The sequence below is a fragment of the Kitasatospora purpeofusca genome, assembly GCF_034043715.1.
Lineage (GTDB): Bacteria > Actinomycetota > Actinomycetes > Streptomycetales > Streptomycetaceae > Kitasatospora > Kitasatospora purpeofusca_A.
In genome coordinates this window covers 1-17,050 of record NZ_JAXCLC010000028.1, presented here as the reverse complement: position 1 = coordinate 17,050, position 17,050 = coordinate 1, and the positions used below count along the sequence as shown (strand labels likewise).

General features: G+C 71.6%; 18 protein-coding genes and 2 pseudogenes. 5 read left to right on the top strand and 15 right to left on the bottom strand.

Translation table 11 applies throughout. From position 1 onward, the window contains the following. Window positions 1-709: 709 nt before the first annotated feature. Complete coding sequence (locus SM793_RS16520; RefSeq protein WP_320438940.1) at window positions 710-889, bottom strand: hypothetical protein; 180 nt, start codon at window positions 887-889, stop codon at window positions 710-712. Between the two features lie 362 nt (window positions 890-1,251). On the opposite strand from SM793_RS16520, the gene SM793_RS16515 reads away from it, so the two are divergent. Beyond that, on the top strand, window positions 1,252-2,445 hold the full coding sequence (locus SM793_RS16515) for a hypothetical protein (protein ID WP_320438939.1): 1,194 nt from the start codon (window positions 1,252-1,254) through the stop codon (window positions 2,443-2,445). A gap of 582 nt (window positions 2,446-3,027) precedes the next feature. On the opposite strand, the gene SM793_RS16510 is transcribed toward SM793_RS16515, so the two are convergent. From SM793_RS16510 to SM793_RS16495, 4 genes are all read right to left on the bottom strand, one after another. Continuing rightward, window positions 3,028-3,189, bottom strand: a complete 162-nt coding sequence (locus SM793_RS16510; RefSeq protein WP_320439002.1) for a hypothetical protein — start codon at window positions 3,187-3,189, stop codon at window positions 3,028-3,030. 215 nt (window positions 3,190-3,404) lie between these two features. Then, window positions 3,405-3,752, bottom strand: coding sequence for a hypothetical protein (locus tag SM793_RS16505; RefSeq protein WP_320438938.1), 348 nt, complete (start codon window positions 3,750-3,752; stop codon window positions 3,405-3,407). Continuing rightward, window positions 3,749-4,303: a DUF6232 family protein gene (locus SM793_RS16500; RefSeq protein WP_320438937.1), complete on the bottom strand. Its 555-nt coding sequence runs from the start codon at window positions 4,301-4,303 to the stop codon at window positions 3,749-3,751. The genes SM793_RS16505 and SM793_RS16500 overlap by 4 nt, the downstream gene beginning before the upstream one ends. Before the next feature lie 237 nt (window positions 4,304-4,540). Next, window positions 4,541-5,083 (bottom strand): helicase associated domain-containing protein, encoded by a 543-nt coding sequence (locus tag SM793_RS16495; RefSeq protein ID WP_320438936.1) that lies wholly within the window; start codon window positions 5,081-5,083, stop codon window positions 4,541-4,543. Between the two features lie 409 nt (window positions 5,084-5,492). Between SM793_RS16495 and SM793_RS16490 the strand changes: the two genes are divergently transcribed. Beyond that, entirely contained in the window at window positions 5,493-8,063 is a 2,571-nt protein-coding gene (locus SM793_RS16490) for a collagenase (protein WP_320438935.1), read from the top strand. Window positions 8,064-8,225: 162 nt separating this feature from the next. Here SM793_RS16490 and SM793_RS16485 read toward each other — a convergent pair. The 4 genes and pseudogenes from SM793_RS16485 to SM793_RS16470 form a co-directional block, all read right to left on the bottom strand. Next, window positions 8,226-8,534, bottom strand: a pseudogene (locus SM793_RS16485) (IS30 family transposase); the annotation flags it as partial. A 126-nt stretch (window positions 8,535-8,660) separates the two neighbouring features. After that, window positions 8,661-9,428, bottom strand: a complete 768-nt coding sequence (locus tag SM793_RS16480; RefSeq protein ID WP_320438934.1) for a glucose 1-dehydrogenase — start codon at window positions 9,426-9,428, stop codon at window positions 8,661-8,663. Further along, window positions 9,425-9,964, bottom strand: a complete 540-nt coding sequence (locus tag SM793_RS16475; protein WP_320438933.1) for a cyclophilin-like fold protein — start codon at window positions 9,962-9,964, stop codon at window positions 9,425-9,427. Before SM793_RS16475 ends, SM793_RS16480 begins: the two co-directional genes overlap by 4 nt. Window positions 9,965-9,979: 15 nt before the next feature. Then, window positions 9,980-10,996, bottom strand: a complete 1,017-nt coding sequence (locus tag SM793_RS16470) for a zinc-dependent alcohol dehydrogenase family protein (RefSeq protein ID WP_320438932.1) — start codon at window positions 10,994-10,996, stop codon at window positions 9,980-9,982. 212 nt (window positions 10,997-11,208) lie between these two features. On the opposite strand from SM793_RS16470, the gene SM793_RS16465 reads away from it, so the two are divergent. Beyond that, complete coding sequence (locus SM793_RS16465; RefSeq protein ID WP_320438931.1) at window positions 11,209-12,099, top strand: helix-turn-helix transcriptional regulator; 891 nt, start codon at window positions 11,209-11,211, stop codon at window positions 12,097-12,099. Here SM793_RS16465 and SM793_RS16460 read toward each other — a convergent pair. From SM793_RS16460 to SM793_RS16450, 3 genes and pseudogenes are all read right to left on the bottom strand, one after another. After that, window positions 12,086-12,283: pseudogene (locus tag SM793_RS16460) on the bottom strand (hypothetical protein); the annotation flags it as partial. The gene SM793_RS16465 and the pseudogene SM793_RS16460 overlap by 14 nt on opposite strands. Beyond that, entirely contained in the window at window positions 12,284-12,925 is a 642-nt protein-coding gene (locus tag SM793_RS16455) for a transposase (protein WP_320438999.1), read from the bottom strand. It abuts the pseudogene before it with no gap. Between the two features lie 199 nt (window positions 12,926-13,124). After that, window positions 13,125-13,730, bottom strand: coding sequence for a hypothetical protein (locus SM793_RS16450; RefSeq protein ID WP_320438930.1), 606 nt, complete (start codon window positions 13,728-13,730; stop codon window positions 13,125-13,127). Between the two features lie 471 nt (window positions 13,731-14,201). On the opposite strand from SM793_RS16450, the gene SM793_RS16445 reads away from it, so the two are divergent. Both SM793_RS16445 and SM793_RS16440 read left to right on the top strand, forming a co-directional pair. Beyond that, entirely contained in the window at window positions 14,202-14,603 is a 402-nt protein-coding gene (locus SM793_RS16445) for a hypothetical protein (RefSeq protein WP_320438929.1), read from the top strand. A 76-nt stretch (window positions 14,604-14,679) separates the two neighbouring features. After that, window positions 14,680-15,303, top strand: a complete 624-nt coding sequence (locus SM793_RS16440; protein ID WP_320438928.1) for a hypothetical protein — start codon at window positions 14,680-14,682, stop codon at window positions 15,301-15,303. A gap of 30 nt (window positions 15,304-15,333) precedes the next feature. Here SM793_RS16440 and SM793_RS16435 read toward each other — a convergent pair whose 3' ends face one another. The 3 genes from SM793_RS16435 to SM793_RS16425 all read right to left on the bottom strand — a co-directional run bounded on the left by SM793_RS16435 (window position 15,334) and on the right by SM793_RS16425 (window position 16,968). Continuing rightward, window positions 15,334-15,585: a hypothetical protein gene (locus SM793_RS16435; RefSeq protein WP_320438927.1), complete on the bottom strand. Its 252-nt coding sequence runs from the start codon at window positions 15,583-15,585 to the stop codon at window positions 15,334-15,336. A 229-nt stretch (window positions 15,586-15,814) separates the two neighbouring features. Beyond that, window positions 15,815-16,120 (bottom strand): hypothetical protein, encoded by a 306-nt coding sequence (locus tag SM793_RS16430; protein ID WP_320438926.1) that lies wholly within the window; start codon window positions 16,118-16,120, stop codon window positions 15,815-15,817. Then, window positions 16,117-16,968, bottom strand: a complete 852-nt coding sequence (locus tag SM793_RS16425) for a hypothetical protein (RefSeq protein WP_320438925.1) — start codon at window positions 16,966-16,968, stop codon at window positions 16,117-16,119. The genes SM793_RS16430 and SM793_RS16425 overlap by 4 nt, the downstream gene beginning before the upstream one ends. Window positions 16,969-17,050 lie beyond the last annotated feature (82 nt).

The window sequence follows — 17,050 nt, the reverse complement described above, 5'->3', positions numbered from 1 at the left end:
GTGCGCGGACAGCACGCAGGAGCGCACCTACGGCTCGGCCGCCGCTTCGACCGGCAGCGCAGATTCGACCGGCAGCGCAGAAATGGCCTGGCCTCTCCAGCTCCAGGTGGAGAACCAGCCCCGCAGGTTCAGGAGCCGCAGGACTCCGGTGATGGGACTGCTCGTGTTGTCCGCGGACAACATCCGGCTGGACGGCTCACTACGGGCGCGTATGCATTCTCGAGGAGGACGACAGTCGTCGGTGATGTCACATGTTTCATGCACTCGGCCCGGTCATTCGTGTCTGTCGGGACGAGGAGCGCTCGTGCTGTCCGTCCGGTGTCTGTCCGGTCGGACAGACACCGGACGCTGCCGGTTGTTCAAGCGGGCGCGGTGGGAGAGTGATCACGCTCCCCCGCCCTCTCGGCAACCAGCTGGAACGCCTGCTGGGCGTCTGCGGGGGTGCCATCGGGATGCAGCCCGAATGCGGCCGCAAGAACGGCGGGGAGATCGGCCTCGGGGACAGTGACGCGCAGTTCCCTGGCGACAGCGTTGTCCTTGGGGATCGAAGCACACCGTCGGCTCGCGCGCTGGGTCCTCGTCGGGGATGACCGCGGTCACCATGGCCCGTTGCTCCCGGACGAGGTCCAGTTCGAGGTGCCAGGCGTCGTCATCCACGGAGTACATCGCGGTGATCGCGTAGTCGCGGCTGGGGCGCGTGATCATCGTTTCAGGCCTTCGGGTTGATCGGCGGCGTGGTGCGGACCTCGGCGTCCGGGGCGAGCCGCAGGCCGGCCAAGGCATCGATGTAACTGACCCCGCACTTCGCTTCGGCAACTGCGTCGGCGATACGGCATGTCGCCCAGCCGCTACCGCTGAGTTGCCGATCGAACTCGATCCGACCTGTCATTCTGCCCCTTTGACTGATCTTGCCCAGACGGTATCGCGGTGGTGCGAGGCGAGGCTGCCCGACGGCACTTCGTCAAGAGGACACCAGTGGTCACCGACACCACATCGAGGGGCGAGGGCTGGCGCCCGGTGCGGGACACCGGCCGGGCCGCCGCCTACCCGCGCACCCGCGGCGAGGCGCCTCGCTCCGCGCTGGTTCTGGTGCCCGACCACCTTGCCGTACGGCGGCGGTGCACGGACGCTCCCCGCGGGCCGTCAATCCCACGGCGAACCCTTGAACTTGTGTTCACCCGGCCGTTCCCGGAGCCGTGCACGCTGCTTCCCGCACAGCCTTCGCACGGCGCACCCTCCGGGAGACAGCACATGAACAGACGTATGTACGCGGCCGCGAGCCTCGCCCTCGCGCTGAGCGTGGTGCCGGCCACCACCGCGACGGCGAGCCAGGGCAGCCCCACCCGCGGCGCCCGCGCGTCGTTCACACTCGCCGTGTACGGCGACGCCCCGTACGGCACCTCACCGAGCGACACCAGTGAGTTCCTGGCCACGCCGGCCTTCATCGCGAACGTCAACGCCGACCAGGACGTCAGCACCGTCATCCACGTGGGTGACATCCACTCCGGCAAGCAGTACTGCACCGCCGCGTACGACGAGTCCGTCGCCGCGCTCTGGAAGACCTTCGCCGACCCGCTGGTCTACACCCCCGGCGACAACGAATGGGCCGACTGCCACAAGGCCGCCGAGGGCGGCGGCAAGTACAACGCCGCCACCGGAAAGATCGACCCCGTGCTCGACCCGGCCACCGGGCAGCCCGTCGGCCACGCCGCCGGCAACCCGGTCGCCAACCTCGACCTGATCCGCAAGAACTTCTTCCCGCGGGCCGGCCACACCCTCGGCAGCGGCACGCTGCGTGTCCTGTCCCAGGCCGAACTCCCCAACCGGGCACACCCCGAGGACGCCCGGTACGTCGAGAACGTGCTGTGGATCAAGAACGGCACGCTGTTCGTCACCATCAACGTCCCCGGGGGATCGAACAACGACGCCGACCCCTGGTACGGCGCGCCCACCGCCTCCCAGGAGCAGCTCGACGAGGCCGCCCGGCGCACCGCCGCCGACCTGCGGTGGCTCGACACCGCCTTCGCCGTCGCCCACGTCGGCGGCATCTCCTCCATCGTGGTCACCACCCAGGCCGACATGTGGGACCTGGACGGCAAGCCCGCCGCGCACGTCGCCGACTACAAGCCGATCGTCGCGAGCCTCGCCTCGCACACCACCGCGTTCGGCAAGCCGGTGCTCCTGCTGATGGGCGACTCGCACGTGTACCGCTCGGACAACCCGCTGGGCCAGGGCGCGCCGTGCGCCGGCGACCAGGACGTCTGCTCCTCCGACGCCTGGAACAGCCACCCCGGCTACAACGTCCCGAACTTCCACCGCATCGTCGTCCACGGCAGCACCGTGCCGCTGGAGTGGCTGAAGCTAGCCGTCACCCCGGGCGCCCACCACCCGACGACCGACACCTCGTTCGGGCCCTTCACCTGGAGCCGGATCACCCAGCCCTGACCCCCTGCCCAGGACCACCCGCGAGCGCGGGTAGTCCGTCGGCGGTAGTGCGTCGGCGGTAGAGCGCGCCAGGGCCCGCGCCGCCGCGACGAGGCGCTCCCGCAGCTCGGGCGGGCCCAGCACCCCGACCTCCGGGCCCGGCCTGAGCAGCAGTTGGCTCTCCGCGTGCGCCGCGCTCTCGATCGGGACAGGGCGCGGCGCCAGCCGCCCGGCTGCTCTGCTGCCCCCGCGTCGACTTTCCGCCGCCGGCACCCCGCTGCCGGCGAACAGCGATGACACCGGAGCCCGGACCCGCGCCTTCCGGCCCGGAGCCGAACGGCTCCCAGCGCCGTCCCGGCCAGGCGCACCTCCCGCACGCTGCCGGCGGAGAATCACAGCTCCACCGGCCAATGATGTGAGACGCGGAAGGCAGGTCGGCCGTCCGCGGACAACAGACCTCAGGACAGGCAGTCCCGTGGGATCAGGGAAACCGATGGCTCTTCAGCGCGAACCGACGGGACCAACCCGTCGGTTCGCTGGAACACGGGGACTGAGTGATCCGATCGAATCCGGCGGCGACATCAGCCGGACGTCGGCGGCGGGTCATGACGGCCGCCCGCCGAACTGCCAGTTGTGCACCTCGATGTCGGCGTACTGGTCCGCAGTCAGGACGGCGCGTGCCTTGTCCAGGTCCGGTGCCCGGAGCAACACCGCCGTGCCGAGCCAGGTAGCACCGTCGTCGGACAGCAGCGGCCCGTAAGTCATGACGAACTCCAGCCCATGGCCGTCCTTCTCCATTACGCCCCAGCCCTGACTCGCCAATCTGCCGCAGGAATGCCAGCAGGCCGACACCCCACAGGTGACGGCCTCCGAGTGCCTTCTCGGAGCCCCGGCAGCCTACCGCTGGGCCCGAGCCACCAGCCGGCCCGGCGCCCCTACGCCGGGAATCCCGCCCGACCACTTGGGCCGCCGCCGTCCGTCTATTGGCCGCCGAGTAGGGCCAGTACCCGCTGGACCGCCTCCACGACAGGAGTGCCGACCGCCCCGACGGTAGCGGCGATCCCTGCTACCGCCATCAGCGCCCGATGCCGATCCTGCGGTGCGGCCGCAGGTCCCATGCCGATGGCCGGCAAAGCCTCGTCGATGGACTGCGCCGCCAGAGGGGCGACGCCGCTCCGCAGTTCGTGCAGCAGGCGGACCAGCTCGGTCACAGCGGCGGTGAGCTCCACCGATCCGCCCTGGCCACCGGCCGCCTGCGCCTGGTTGTAGACGACGCCGCTGTTGCCGGTGCCGCCATACATGTGGACGTTATTGCGATCGCCGCTCAATTGGTCACCTTCCCCGTGTTGCCGAAGCCGCCGTACATGTTGACGTTGTCCCCGACGTGGTAGTTCTGCGGGCTGAACGTGAGCGTCTGCATCGTCACCTGGAACTCGGTCTCGGGGTGCTCCAGCGCGTAGGCAAGGGTGTGGAGCAGTTCACCGACCCTGCCACGGTCCGAATCGGTGACGATGGCGGTGGGGGAGCCCGCGGTGTCCACCGCCAGGACGGGCACCGACCGTGCGAACAGGACGGCCAACAGTTCGAGTACGGCGAAGATCGCGAAGCCGGCCCCGAAGACGACCAGGCCCTCCTCCCCGGTCGGCGCGACATATTCCGAGCGGCCGTCGTCGAGGACGGCGAGGACGACAACGACCGCCAGGAGCACCAGCAGCCGCCGCATGAACCGTGCCAGCGCAGCTCCGCGGTTCGGCCGCAGCAGGAACGTGTAGACCCGGGTGATGTTGCGCAGCGGGTACGCGGCGTTCCCCACCCAGAGCAGCCGCTTGTCGACACGAACGTTGACGGCGTTGTGCGCTCCGCCGTACAGATCCGTCACCGGTGGGGACACGATCGCGGCCCCCACCGTGGGCGGCCCCGCCGGGCGTGGCGGATCCGCTGGTCGCCGCGGCGGATTGGGCCAGGGCTGACTCGATGGTTCGTAAGTCGACACGCTTCCCCCCGCGTCGCCGCCATTCTGTGACTGACAGAACATCAGAAATCTATCAGCAGAACTAACTTGGCGGTCCTTGCACGACAAGAATCGGCTGTCCTGATGCCCGGGGCGCCGCTGGGCCTATGCCCACTCCACGCCGTGCTCGGCGAGCTGCGCGAGCTGCCCCGGGCTGAGTTTCGCCCGGCGGGCCTTCTGGTTGTTGAGCCAGGCGCCCAGGGCGAAGTGCGACACCACCACCTGCTCCTCACCGCCCGGGCCGGCCTCCACGCTCTCCACCTGCTCCTTGTGGGGGCGGGGGACTCGGGGGTGCTGCTCCCGCTCGACGAGCGCGGCGAGCGCGGCCAGGCGCTGCTGGAACCGATCTCCGCGGGACACGGTCGGCTTCGCCTCGGCGGCGGCTTTGGCGGCCACCAGCTCGGGGTCGGCCTCGAGCCGATCGCGGCGAGCAGGTCCTGCTGGTCGGCCTCCAGGCCGGGCCGGCCGGCCCGCTGCGCCTTCGCCCAGCGTCCGAGCTGCTCGCCCTCGTACACCGTCCTCGGGCAGCCGCGCCCAGTCGACCAGGCCGTCGGTGTCCAGCCACCACAGCCGGGCGGTCGCGTAGGCGCGCTGCCAGGCGGCCGGCCAGGCCGGGCACCACCACGGGTCGACCTCCTGCGGTCGCACCGGGCGGCGCAGGCGGATCCTGCGGGGGAGTGCCGGTGGGGGCGCTGACGAAAAGGAAGGTCAGCGTACTGTCAGTCCGGTCCCTGGGCAGGGCTCGGACTGGGCGAACCGGCCCTTCCGGGGCGCCGAGTGGTGCCGGTCATCGCGGTGTGGATGCACGAGCGTCCGGGACCGGGGCTCCGTCGGCCGATCGCTCCCCGTGGTGTCGGGGAGGGGATGTAAGGGGCTCCGGGGCGAGGGGTCTCGGACAATCGGTCCCGTTCGGGATCTTCCCGGTGCCGTGTGACGTGTGCAATGGTATGCCATCCCCGCTGTTCGGCGGTGTGCCGCAACCCGGTGCGCCGTCGAGTGGTCCTCCTCCACCTGACCGCACCCCACACGCGGTCGACGCAGGCCCGGAGACCCCCACATGAGTTCCGTCCGCATATCGCAATTGTCGCGCTACGCGCGGCTGCTGCCCCTGGCGCTGGCATCCTGTCTGGCGCTCGGCCTGTCGGCTCCGGCCAGCCAGGCTGCCCCCGCCCCCGTCCCCGTCCCCGCCGCTGCCGCCGGCGCTCCGTCGGCGTCCCCGCCCACGGAGCTCGCCCCGCAGCCCGCTCCCGAGGTGAACCCCGATGCCCGCGAGGCCGAGCGCAGCTCCGGCGCAGAGGTCTCCACCCGTGAGCGTGCTCCGTTCACCCCGGCAGCGGACCCGGCGCCGGGTGCGTCCGTGTCCGCCAAGTCGTTCGGCGCGTCGGCGCAGGCCGCCGCTGCGGACTGCTCCGTCAGCGCCTTCACCGGCCGCACCGGCAGCGCACTGGTGCAGCAGATCAAGGCCGTCGACGGCAACTGCATGAACACTCTGTTCAGCCTGACCGGTACCGACGCCTTCTACGCCTTCCAAGAGTCGCAGATGGTGACGGTCGCCAATGCGCTGCGCGACAACGTCGCCTCCTATCCGGGCGACAACTCGACCTCGACCTACCAGCTGGTCATGTACTTGAGGGCCGGCTATTTCGTCCAGTGGTACCACCCCACCGACGTCGGCACCTACGGCACCAGCCTGCAGTCCGCGATCCGCAGAGCGCTGGACACCTACTTCGCCCACACCCGCTCCCGCGACGTCACCACCGCCAACGCGGACATCCTCGGCCAGTCGGTCACCCTGATCGACAGCGCCCAGGAGAACACCCGCTACCTCCCGGTGATCAAGCGTCTCCTCACCGACTACGACGCCGCGACCTACAACACCGTCACGGGCATGCCCGGCGCGATCAACAGCATCTTCACCGCGCTGTGGCGCGGCCACGAGACCGCCGGCTTCGTCGCCGCGATCCAGGCCGACCCCAGCGTGCTCGACACCCTGAACGGCTTCATCTCCCGCAACACCGCGCTGCTCGGCACCGACTACGGCTACCTCGTCTACAACGGCGCCCGCGAGCTCGGCCGGTTCCTCCAGCACGCGGTCCTTCAGCCCAAGCTGCAGCCGCTGCTGAGCGGCCTCGCCGCGCAGAGCGCCCCCAGCGGCCGCACGGCTCACCTGTGGGCGGCGATCTCCGAAATGGTCAGCTCCTACGACGCGGCCGACGCTGCGCTGTACGGCACCGCGGACGGCGCCGCCCGCCTGCGCGCCGGCATCCTGGTCACCAACCACACCTGCAGCCCGAGCATCCGTATCCTCGCCCAGGACGTGACCGCCGAGAACCTGGCCGAAGCCTGCGCGAGCCTGCTCGCCCAGGACGCGTACTTCCACGCCGTCGCCCGCGACAAGGGGCCGGTCGCCAAGGACCTGAACAGCAGCATCGAGGTCGTCGCCTTCGACACCCGCTTCGACTACCAGGCGTTCGCCGCCGCCATCTACCGCATCGACACCAACAACGGCGGCATGTACCTGGAGGGCAACCCCGCCGTCGCGGGCAACCAGCCCCGCTTCCTGGCGTACGAGAACGACGCGGTGAAGCCCGACTTCCAGGTGTGGAACCTCAACCACGAGTACACCCACTACCTCGACGGCCGCTTCAACATGCACGGCGACTTCAACGCCGGCGTCTCCACCCCCACCATCTGGTGGATCGAGGGCTTCGCCGAGTACGTCTCCTACTCCTACCTCGACAAGCCCTACACCGCCGCCACCGCTGCGGCCGGCCTGCGCACCTACGCGCTCTCCACGCTCTTCGACACCACCTACCAGAACACCAACACCGAGCGCACCTACCGCTGGGGCTACCTGGCCGTGCGCTACATGATGGAGAAGCACCGCCCCGACGTGGACGCCGTCCTCGCCAAGTACCGCGTGGGCGACTGGGCCGGTGCCCGCACCCTGCTCAAGACCACCATCGGCACCCGCTACGACGCCGACTTCAGGACCTGGCTGACCGCCTGCGCCGCCGGCGCCTGCAACACCACTCCTGCGCTGCCCGGCAACCAGGCCCCGGTGGCCGCCTTCACCTCGACCGTCAGCGGTCTCACCGCCACGCTCACCGACGGTTCCACCGACGACGACGGCACGGTGGCGAGCCGCAGCTGGAGCTTCGGTGACGGCACCACGTCCACCGAGGCCGCCCCGGTCAAGACCTACAGCACCGCCGGCTCCTACACCGTCACCCTGACCGTCACCGACGACAAGGGCGCCACCGCCACTGTCAGCAAGCCGGTCGACGTCGGCCTGCTGCCGCTGTGCGCCGGGAGCGACGTTCGCGTGCTCGGCCAGAACTGCCGCCGGGCCGGCCTGAGCGCCACCACCGGCAACATCTCCCACCACTACCTGAACGTCCCCGCCGGCACCAAGCAACTGAAGATCACCACCACCGGCGGCACCGGCAACGCCGACCTGTACTACAACGCCCGCACCTGGACCGCCCCCAACGCCTACACCAGCAAGTCCACCCAGGCGGGCAACACCGAGACCCTGACCATCGACAACCCGCCCGCCGGATACGTCTACTTCGGCCTCCACGCCCAGCAGGCCTTCACCGGAGCCAGCATCTCCGTCCAGTACTGAACGACACCCGCCACACGAACACCCTGAACCAGTGGTGGGCCGCCCCGCACGGTGAATTCCAGCGGTCGTTGCAACACGTGGTCGATCACGCGACCGTAGCAGGAAGCCCCCGCCGCCGTACTGGCGGTTTCTAGGGGTCGTTGCAACACGTGGTCGGATTGATCAGGCCGCGAGCAGTTTATGCAGGCGCTCGGCTGGGGTTTCCCAGCCGAGCGTTTTGCGTGGGCGGCCGTTGAGTTCGGCGGCGACGGCGGCGAGTTGCTCTGGGGTATGGACGGACAAATCGGTGCCCTTGGGGAAGTACTGCCGCAGCAGGCCGTTGGTGTTCTCGTTGGAGCCGCGCTGCCAGGGGCTGGCCGGGTCGCAGAAGTAGACCGGGACGTCGGTGGCGACAGTGAAGGCGCCGTGGGCTGCCATCTCGGCGCCTTGGTCCCAGGTCAGCGATCGCACCAGGTTGGCGCGCAGGCGGGAGGGGGCTTGTCCGGTGGCGATGACGTCGAACCATACGTCGCCGGTGAACCAGTCGGCGGGGGCCTTGACGCTGGGCTGGGGTTGGACGAATTCCACGGGGTCGGGCTCTCTTCTCGGGTTCCAGGTTCAGCGGGCGGTGTAGCCGCCGTCGACGGGCAGGGCGATGCCGGTGACGTAGCTGGAGCCGGGGCTGCACAGCCACAGGACGGCCTGGGCGATCTCGTCGGCGGTGCCGAGGCGTTCGATGGCCTGGCCGGTCTCGGCCTGGTCGCGGTCGAGTTCGCCGCCCTCGACCATGGCGTCGACCATGGGGGTGGCGATGGTGCCGGGGCAGACGGCGTTGATCCGCACGCCGCGGGGGCCGTATTCGAGGGCGGCGCTCTTGGTCAGGCCGATGACGCCGTGCTTGGTGGCGTGGTAGGCGGCGCGGCCGGGGTTGCCGACGAGGCCGCCGAGGGAGGAGCAGTTGACGATGGTGCCGCTGCCCTGGGCGCGCATGTGGCGCAGTTCGTGCTTCATGCTCGCCCAGATGCCGCGCAGGTTGACCGCGGTGACGCGGTCGAACTGGTCGGCGCTCTCGTCGGCGGCGTCGGTGGGCGGGGGCATGATCCCGGCGTTGTTGTAGGCCGCGTCGAGGCGGCCGAACGCCTCGACGGTGCGGTCGACGGCTGCGGCGACCTGCTGCTCGTCGGTGACGTCGCAGACCACGGCGAGGGCCCGGTGGCCGGCATCGGTGAGCTCCTTCGCCGCCGCCTTGACGGCGTTCTCGTCGATGTCGGCAAGGGCGACGGCCGCGCCCGCCTCGGCGAAGGCGCGGGCGGTGGCCAGGCCCATGCCGGAGGACGCGCCGGTGACGAAGGCGACCTGGCCGGTGAAGTCGTAGACGGGGTTCATCTGGGTGTTCTCCCGGTAGGTCGGGGTGCGGTCTGGACGGTGATCTTCTCGGCGCGGGCGATCGTGCCGGGGTCGGTGTCGAGGTGGCCGAGGATCAGCAGGTCCGGGGAGGGCGCGGGGCCGTCCTGGTGGAAGAGGGCGAGGTTGCCCCAGGGCGCGTAGTAGGCGATGTCGCCGGCCTTCGCCGCGGCGGGCGCGGGAGCGCCGGCGGTGGTGAGCTTGCGCGGCGGGTAGCCGATGCGCTCGGTTCCGTGGAAGTCCTCCAGGTCCACGGTCACCGGGAGCAGGGCAGCGAGGTCGCGTGCGGCGGGGCTGTCGTTCAGCACCGCCGGGACGGGGGTGCCGTCGAGGGTGACGCGGATGCTCACCGGAGTGCTCCTGTCGGTGGGGACCGGCGTCTTCTGCCGCAGCGCGGTGGTCGTCGCCGTGGTGGAGGGGCCTGTGGCCGGCGGGGTGCCGGCGCAGTCGGTGGCCGCCAAGAGCACGGCGGCCAGGGCGAGGCACCGCAGCAGGGTGCGCGCGGTCGAGGCGGTCATGGGCTGCCATCGCTGTCAGGGGGTGAGGAGGGCCTTGATGGCGCGGCGCTCGTCCATCGCCCGGTAGCCCTCGGCGACCTGCGCCAGGGGGAGGGTGAGGTCGAAGACCTTGCCCGGGTCGATCCGGCCGGCCAGGACGCGCTCGTTCAGGTCGGGGAGGTAGCGGCGGACAGGGGCGGGGCCGCCGCGCAGGCCGACGTGGGAGAAGAACAGTTCCTGCCCGTCGAGGGCGACGTCGTGGGGGACGCCGACGAAGCCGACGCTGCCGCCGGGGCGGGCGGAGTGCAGGGCCTGCTGCATGGACTGGGTGGTGCCGACGCACTCCAGGACGTTGTCGGCGCCGATGCCACCGGTCATTTCCTTGATCCGGGCCACGCCCTCGTCGCCGCGCTCCGTGACGATGTCGGTCGCGCCGAAGGCCAGGGCGAGGTTCTGACGGCTCTCGTGGCGGGACATGGCGATGATCCGCACCGCGCCCAGCTCCTTGGCGGCGATCACCGCGCACAAGCCGACCGCGCCGTCGCCCACGACCACGGCGGTGGAGCCGGGGCGGACCTGAGCGGCATCGGCTGCCCACCAGCCGGTGCCCATCACGTCCGAGTTCGCCAGCAGACCGGGCCAGAGGTGCTCGTCCGGGGTCTCGTCGAAGGCGACCAGGGTGCCGGCGGCGTTGGGGATGCGCACGTACTCGGCCTGGCAGGTGGACATGAACTCGCGGTGCAGGCAGTTCGAGGGGAAGCCGCCCAGGCAGTTCGGGCAGGTGTTGTCGGAGGTCGCGAACGAGCCGACCACGAACTGGCCGGGCCGCAGGCCGGTGACCTCGGAGCCGACCTCCTCGACGAAGCCGACGTACTCGTGGCCCATCGGGTGCGGGTCGCCGATCGGCTCCGCACCGCGGTAGGGCCACAGGTCCGAGCCGCACACGCACGTCACCGCGGTGCGGATGACCGCGTCGGTGGGTTCGAGGATCTTCGGGTCGTCCAGGGTCTCGAAGCGGACGTCGCCGGGGGCGTGGATCACTGCGCCGCGCATCAGGGTCTTCCTTCGCGTTCCGGGCGGCGGACCGGGAGGGCCGGCCGCCGCCGTGTACGGGTCGGGCACCGGCCCCGGCCCGGCAGGGGGCCGGGACCGGAGAGCGCCACGTGATCCAGGAAACCCGCACTCCGCCCGCGCAGCGAGTCACCAGCGAAGGGTGCACCCGCAGTACACCCCTCCCGCACCCGGTGCGCCGTAGTGTCGAAGGCGTGGACAACAGTCAGGAGGTCCGCGAGTTCCTCACCTCGCGGCGAGCGAAGATCACCCCCGAGCGGGCGGGCATGCCCGCCGGCCCCCGGCGCCGCGTGCCCGGCCTACGCCGCAGCGAGGTCGCCGCGATCGCCGACCTCAGCGTCGAGTACTACGCCAAACTGGAGCGCGGCAACCTGGCGGGCGCCTCACCCGCCGTCCTGGAAGCCCTCGCCCGCGCCCTGCGGCTCGACGACGCCGAACGCGCCCACCTGCTGCACCTCGCCCAGGCCGCCGACGGCTCCGACACCCTCGCCCGGCCCCGCCGCCGCACCAGTCGCCAGTGGACCGCGCACCCCTCCCTGCAGTGGATGCTCGACGCCGTCACCGGCGGACCCGCCTTCGTCCGTAACGGCCGCATGGACCTGCTCGCCGCCAACCAGCTCGCCCGCGCCTTCTACAGCGAGGTCTACGACCACCCCGGCAATCAGGGCAACCTCGCCCGCTACCAGTTCCTCGACCCCGCCGCCCGCCGCTTCTACCCCGACTGGAACCAGGCCGCCGACATCACCGTCGCCATCCTGCGCACCGAGGCCGGCCGCGACCCCCACGACAAGGACCTCCACGACCTCGTCGGCGAACTCTCCACCCGCAGCGACGACTTCCGCACCCGCTGGGGCGCCCACAACGTCCGCCACCACGGCACCGGCACCAAACGCTTCCACCACCCGGCCGTCGGCGACCTCACCCTCGCCTACGAAGGCATGGACTTGGCCGCCGCCCCGGGCCTGACTCTCACCGTCTACACCGCCCAGCCCGGCAGCCCCGACGAGCAGGGCCTGCGCCTACTCGCCACCTGGGCCGCCACCCGCGAAGCCGCCGACCAGCGGCACACACCTACGACGAGCTGACCTGCCCGATGCATCGGCCTCTCTCCAACAGGTCACCCGGGTGGCCGGGGGTTCTCCGGCCGAGCGCCCTGCGCGGGCGGCGATTGAGCTGGTCCGCGACAGCAACGAGGTCTTCAGGGGTGTGGACGGACAGGTCGGTGCCCTTGGGGAAGTACTGCCGCAGCAAGCCGTTGACGCTTCTATCTCAAGCAGCGAGCCGGTGTTCCGTGACGCGGTGCAGGCGGTGGCGTTCCTTGTCGGACGAGTAGACGGGGATCGGTGCGCATCCGGTGTAGCGGGCGAGTTCGGCAGAGCTGGTGAACCGCGTGATGTCGCCGATCTCCGCGAGCAGGACCGCCGCCGAGACGTGGCTGGTCCCTGTGATCTCCAGCAGCGCGGGCGCAAGCGGGGTGACGAGTTCGCGGATCGCGGTCTGCTGGTCGCGGCTGCGCTGGTTGAGATCGGCTGTCTCGCCCATCATCTCGGCCAGGACCCGGTGGACGTGTCGGCCGAGGTCCGAGGCGTCCAGGATTGCCGTCAACGCGGCCAGCCCGGAGGCGCGGGCGAGGTCGCCCGGGGTGTGGTCGAGCCAGAGGTGTGCGTAGGCCTTTACCTGGTTGATCACCATGGTGCGGCGCCTGACGAGGTCTGCCCGCAGGTCCACCAGGACGCGCGGTTCGCGTACGCGTTCGTCGATGCGGTGGCGGTCCAGGTCGGGAGCGGCGAGGGCGGCATGAGCGACCGCGGCGGCGTCGACGGGGTCGGACTTGGAGCCGGTGGCGGCGTGCAGCTTGCGACGGGCGGCCATCAGCCGGGTGGGGACCCAGGCCACCTCGTGGCCGGCCAGCAGCAGGCCGTCCTCGATGGCTCAGGTGACGGGCGAGCCGTCGGCGATCGAGCGGATCCACTTGAGAAGCATTGCCTCGGTAGCTCGATCCCGCCACCAGCGGCCCCGGCGGTGCGGTTCAGGGCCCGGGTGGCGCGGTGTTCGGCCGGGCTGGCGGACTCCGAGGAGGGTGAGATCGGCGAGCAGGCGGTCGGCCCGCTCATGAACGCCGGCACGGGCGGGGACGGTGACGAGCTGGTCGACCGCCGGCTCGGGCAGCACCGCGCGGTCGAGCCAGGCGTCCACCCGGGAATCGGGACCTGCGGCAAATCAGGATTTGCTCACCCTCGGGTGCTACGAGGCCAGTTGCCGCGGCCCGGCCGGCTTCGGTGGCGGCTTCCATGGTGGCCGTCAGGGCGGGCAGCTCGCGCGCCAGGTCGCCGAGCACCGGGCCCGGCAGCGCCGCGGCCAGCGCGCAGACCGCCGCCAACGCGCCCCGCCCGCCGGTTGACAGGTCGGGCAGTTCCTCGGTCAGGGGGCTTCCGGTGACGACGCCGGCCGCCAGGCCGTAGGCGAACTCCTCGCCCAGCTGCCCGTCCCCGTCGGGCACGATCTCCCGCCCGGCGGCCTGCTCAACGGCTTCGGCGGCCTGCTCCAGCACGCTGCGGTGCCGCTCCTCCGACTGCCGTCCGGCCGGCTCGCGCACCCACCTGGCCGCCCGCCGTCCTGCCTCGCCCGCCTCGGCGAGCAGGCCGTTCACCTCGTGCTGCAGCTTCTGCTGCTCCCGGTCCTCTTCGTCGGTGGGAGGTGCCGGCGGAAAAGTCATGTTCGTCAGGCCCGGTGAACCCGGCCCGGGCCGCGGAGGCCGCGCACCGCGCGCCACGCTCCTCTGTCGCGGTCCCGTTCCGCTGCTCCCGGGCCCTCTCCGAAGGAGGCTCGGCCGACGGGATGCCACCGTCCCGGGCGTTCTGTCGCAGGGGGTGCTGGGACAGGTCTGGGCCGGTCGGCCGGGTCGGCGCCTGTGGTTGGCGGTGGCCGCGCTTCCGATTGGAGGGTCATCTGTCACTTGTCATGGAATCCTCAACTACTCCTCAAGTTTCGCCTGCGTTCTATCGTTTGTCACCTAGGGTCCTCTGTGTCCGATCCGCTTGGGGTCGGTTCCGGGAGGGGATTTCCGATGATGAAGAAGGCCGTTGCGGGCATGTTCGCAGGCGCTGTGGTGGCTGGGGGCGTGGGGGCTGTGCCGGCGAGTGCCGCCGATGTGGATCCGGGTCGGAGCAGTGACTACTGCGAGCCGGTGACCAGCCGCTACTACGAGCAGATCGGCTGGGACTGGAAGACGAGCGACAGCGGCACCATCTCGAACAGCTCCGGGGCCTCGATCAGCCGGGCGATCGCCCGCACCAACAGCGGGACGCTGACCGCGACCGCCGGCGCCGAGATCTCGGCCACCGTAGACACCTTCATCGGCGAGATCCAGGCCAAGCTCGGCCTGTCCGTCTCGGTGTCGGCGACCGTCACGAACACGGAGACCTTCACCGTGAACGTTCCGGCGTGGACGACTGTCAGCTACCGCGACGGCCTCATCGAACGCCGCTTCAGCGTCCGTGTCGTCCGTACCTACAGCAACTGCCGGACCAGCACGACGTGGGCCACCGCGAGCGCGCCGGAGCGCTACTCCGAGGTCCGCAACGCCTAGCAGTGCCGGAGCGGGGTACGGCCTCGTCGCGGCCGTACCCCGCACCACCACCGCACCCACCCGCCACGGGAGACCGATGAACCACCGCACCGTACCGGCCCTGCTCACAGCCCTCGCGGCCCTGACCGTCCTGACCGCCTGCACGAACGACGAACCCGCCGACAAAGCCCGACCCTCCGCGCAGGCCGTCGCGTGCACGACCGAGCACCACGCCCCGGAAGGCACGCTCCTGCGCCCGGAGAGCGTCTGGCCCCAGGCCCCCTACAGCCGCTCCGAGGCCTCGCTCACCCTGTCCACGGGCTGCCCGAAGGCGCCCGCCGCCCCTTCCACCTCCTGTGACCCGGCGGAATTCCCCTGGAGCGCTCCCGACGAACTGCGGGCCGCCCGCCTGCGCGCGGCCGGCGTGGAGACCTGGGTCAAGTCGACGATCACCGGCGGCGGCGCCGGCCAGGGCCTCACCCAGCAGGTACTCGAACTCGCCCCCGCCCAGGCGTCCGCGGCGCTGAACCGCTTCCGTGACCACCTTGTGCAGTGCGGCGCGACCACCGTCACCGCGACCGACGGACATCCGCAGGTCCTCCTGCTCGAAGGCCAGGGCGAGCCGAAACTCCTCGTCGACCTCGCGAACGACCGGATCACCGCACTCACCCCGGCCGGAGAAGGGTGGACCAGGCAGCAACTGCTGCAGATCCAGCACTGACCCGCACCCACAGAGCGGGCCACGTCGGCGCTAACGTCCCGGCGTGGCGCCGTCGATGGCGGCGAGCAGATGGGCGTGGACGGCGGTGGCGGCTTCCCGGGTCGCGGGGTCCGGGTCCTTGAGGTGAGGGGCGATCAGTTCGGCGTCCGCGGCGAGGACCGGCACGGTGGCCTCGTGCAGGTGGAGGAGCTGGGAGGCGGCGCGTTCGCCGGGGGTGGCCCGGGTGCGGGCGTCGGGGATCAGGGAGGTGAGGCCCCGGGGCAGGGGCTGGGTGCTGGTCACCCGGCCATTGTTCCGCGTCCCGGGGTGCTGGTGATCACCACGGCCGGTCGTCGGGTTCCTCGTCGGGCGCCGGGCCGTGGTGGTGGCGGGCGGTGGCTTCCAGCAGGGCCTGGCGGGCCCGGCGTCGGCGGACGTCCTCGGTCCGGCCGGCGTCGGCGGCCCACTCGGGCAGCGGCCGTTCCTGCGCGGCCGCGGTGAGCTCGCGGCCGAGAGCGCCGATCGCGTCCTGTCAGTAGGCGAGCCGCTGCCCGAGCCCGTCCACCAGCTCGTCGACGGCCGCCGCCGGATCGGAGCCGAACGTGCGGGCCTCGACCACGGCCTCGGCGAGGACGTCCTCGTCCAGGCCGTCGAAGGCGTCCCGCCACCCCTCGGCCGTCGCCTCGAACCGCTCCAGCACGGCGCGCAGCGCGATGTCGACGGCGGTCGGCGACCAGGGCGGTGGGGTGCGGGGCGTTCGGACGGTGTCGGTGAGGCCCCGGGCGGCGCCGGGCCCGAGTGCCCGCCGGGTTCGGCGGGTGGGCGGAGGCGTTGTCACGCCGGTCGCGGCTGCGTAAGAGCGGTGGTGCCGTCGCCGTTCGAGCCGCCCAGGTCCTCGACCACGCGCAGGTTCAGTTCGGCGGCGATGCGGTGCAGGTGCTCCCACTGGTCGGGGTCGAGGCCGAGCGCGGGATCGTCGGCCACTCGCAGCAGGGCGGCGGCCGCGATGCCGGGGCCGGCGGCGGCGAGCGCGGTGTGCAGGGCCTCCGCGCAGGCCTCCTCGCCGCGGCCGCCCTGGTAATTCAGGGCGATCTCGAAGGACTCGGCCGCGCTTTCGGCGACGCGCCGGTAGGCGAGGCGGTTGAGCGGATCGCCGTGCTCGTGGCCGAGAGGCCGGGGCTTGCGGACGGGCAGGACGCGGGCGTCTCCGGCGGCGGTGACGGTCCGACCGGCGTCGGTGGCGGCGGCCGGCTCGCCGGCGAGCAGGTTGAGCTCGCGCGCCAGGTCGCCGAGCGCGCACGACGGCAGAGCCGCGGCGAGCGCGCACACGGCCACCAGGGCGAGCCTCTCGCCGTCGTGGAGTTCGGGCAGTGTGCCGGTGGTGTGCGAGGCGCCGAGCACCACGTTCGCCGCCAGGGTGTAGCGCAGCTCCTCGGTCAGCAGGCCGTCGCTGCCGGGGATGATCTCGCGGCCGCTCGCCTCCGCCACCCGCTCCAGCGCCCGGCCGTGGTCCTCCTCGCACTGGCGGCCAGCCAGCTCGCGCACCCACGCGGCCGCCGCTTCCCCCGCGTCGGCGACCCGCTGCAGCGCCGCCACCTCGGCCGCGCGCTGCGCCTGGTCCTCCCCGTCGGGGACCTCGGCCTCGTGGGGGGCGGCGCGGACAGCGGAGTCGTCATACCGGTGCAACCGGCGCGGGCCCCGTCATGGGTAGCGGCGGGTAGAGCGAGGCAACTTCCTGCACTTCGGGAGCCGCGGGCCCCTCGTGGGG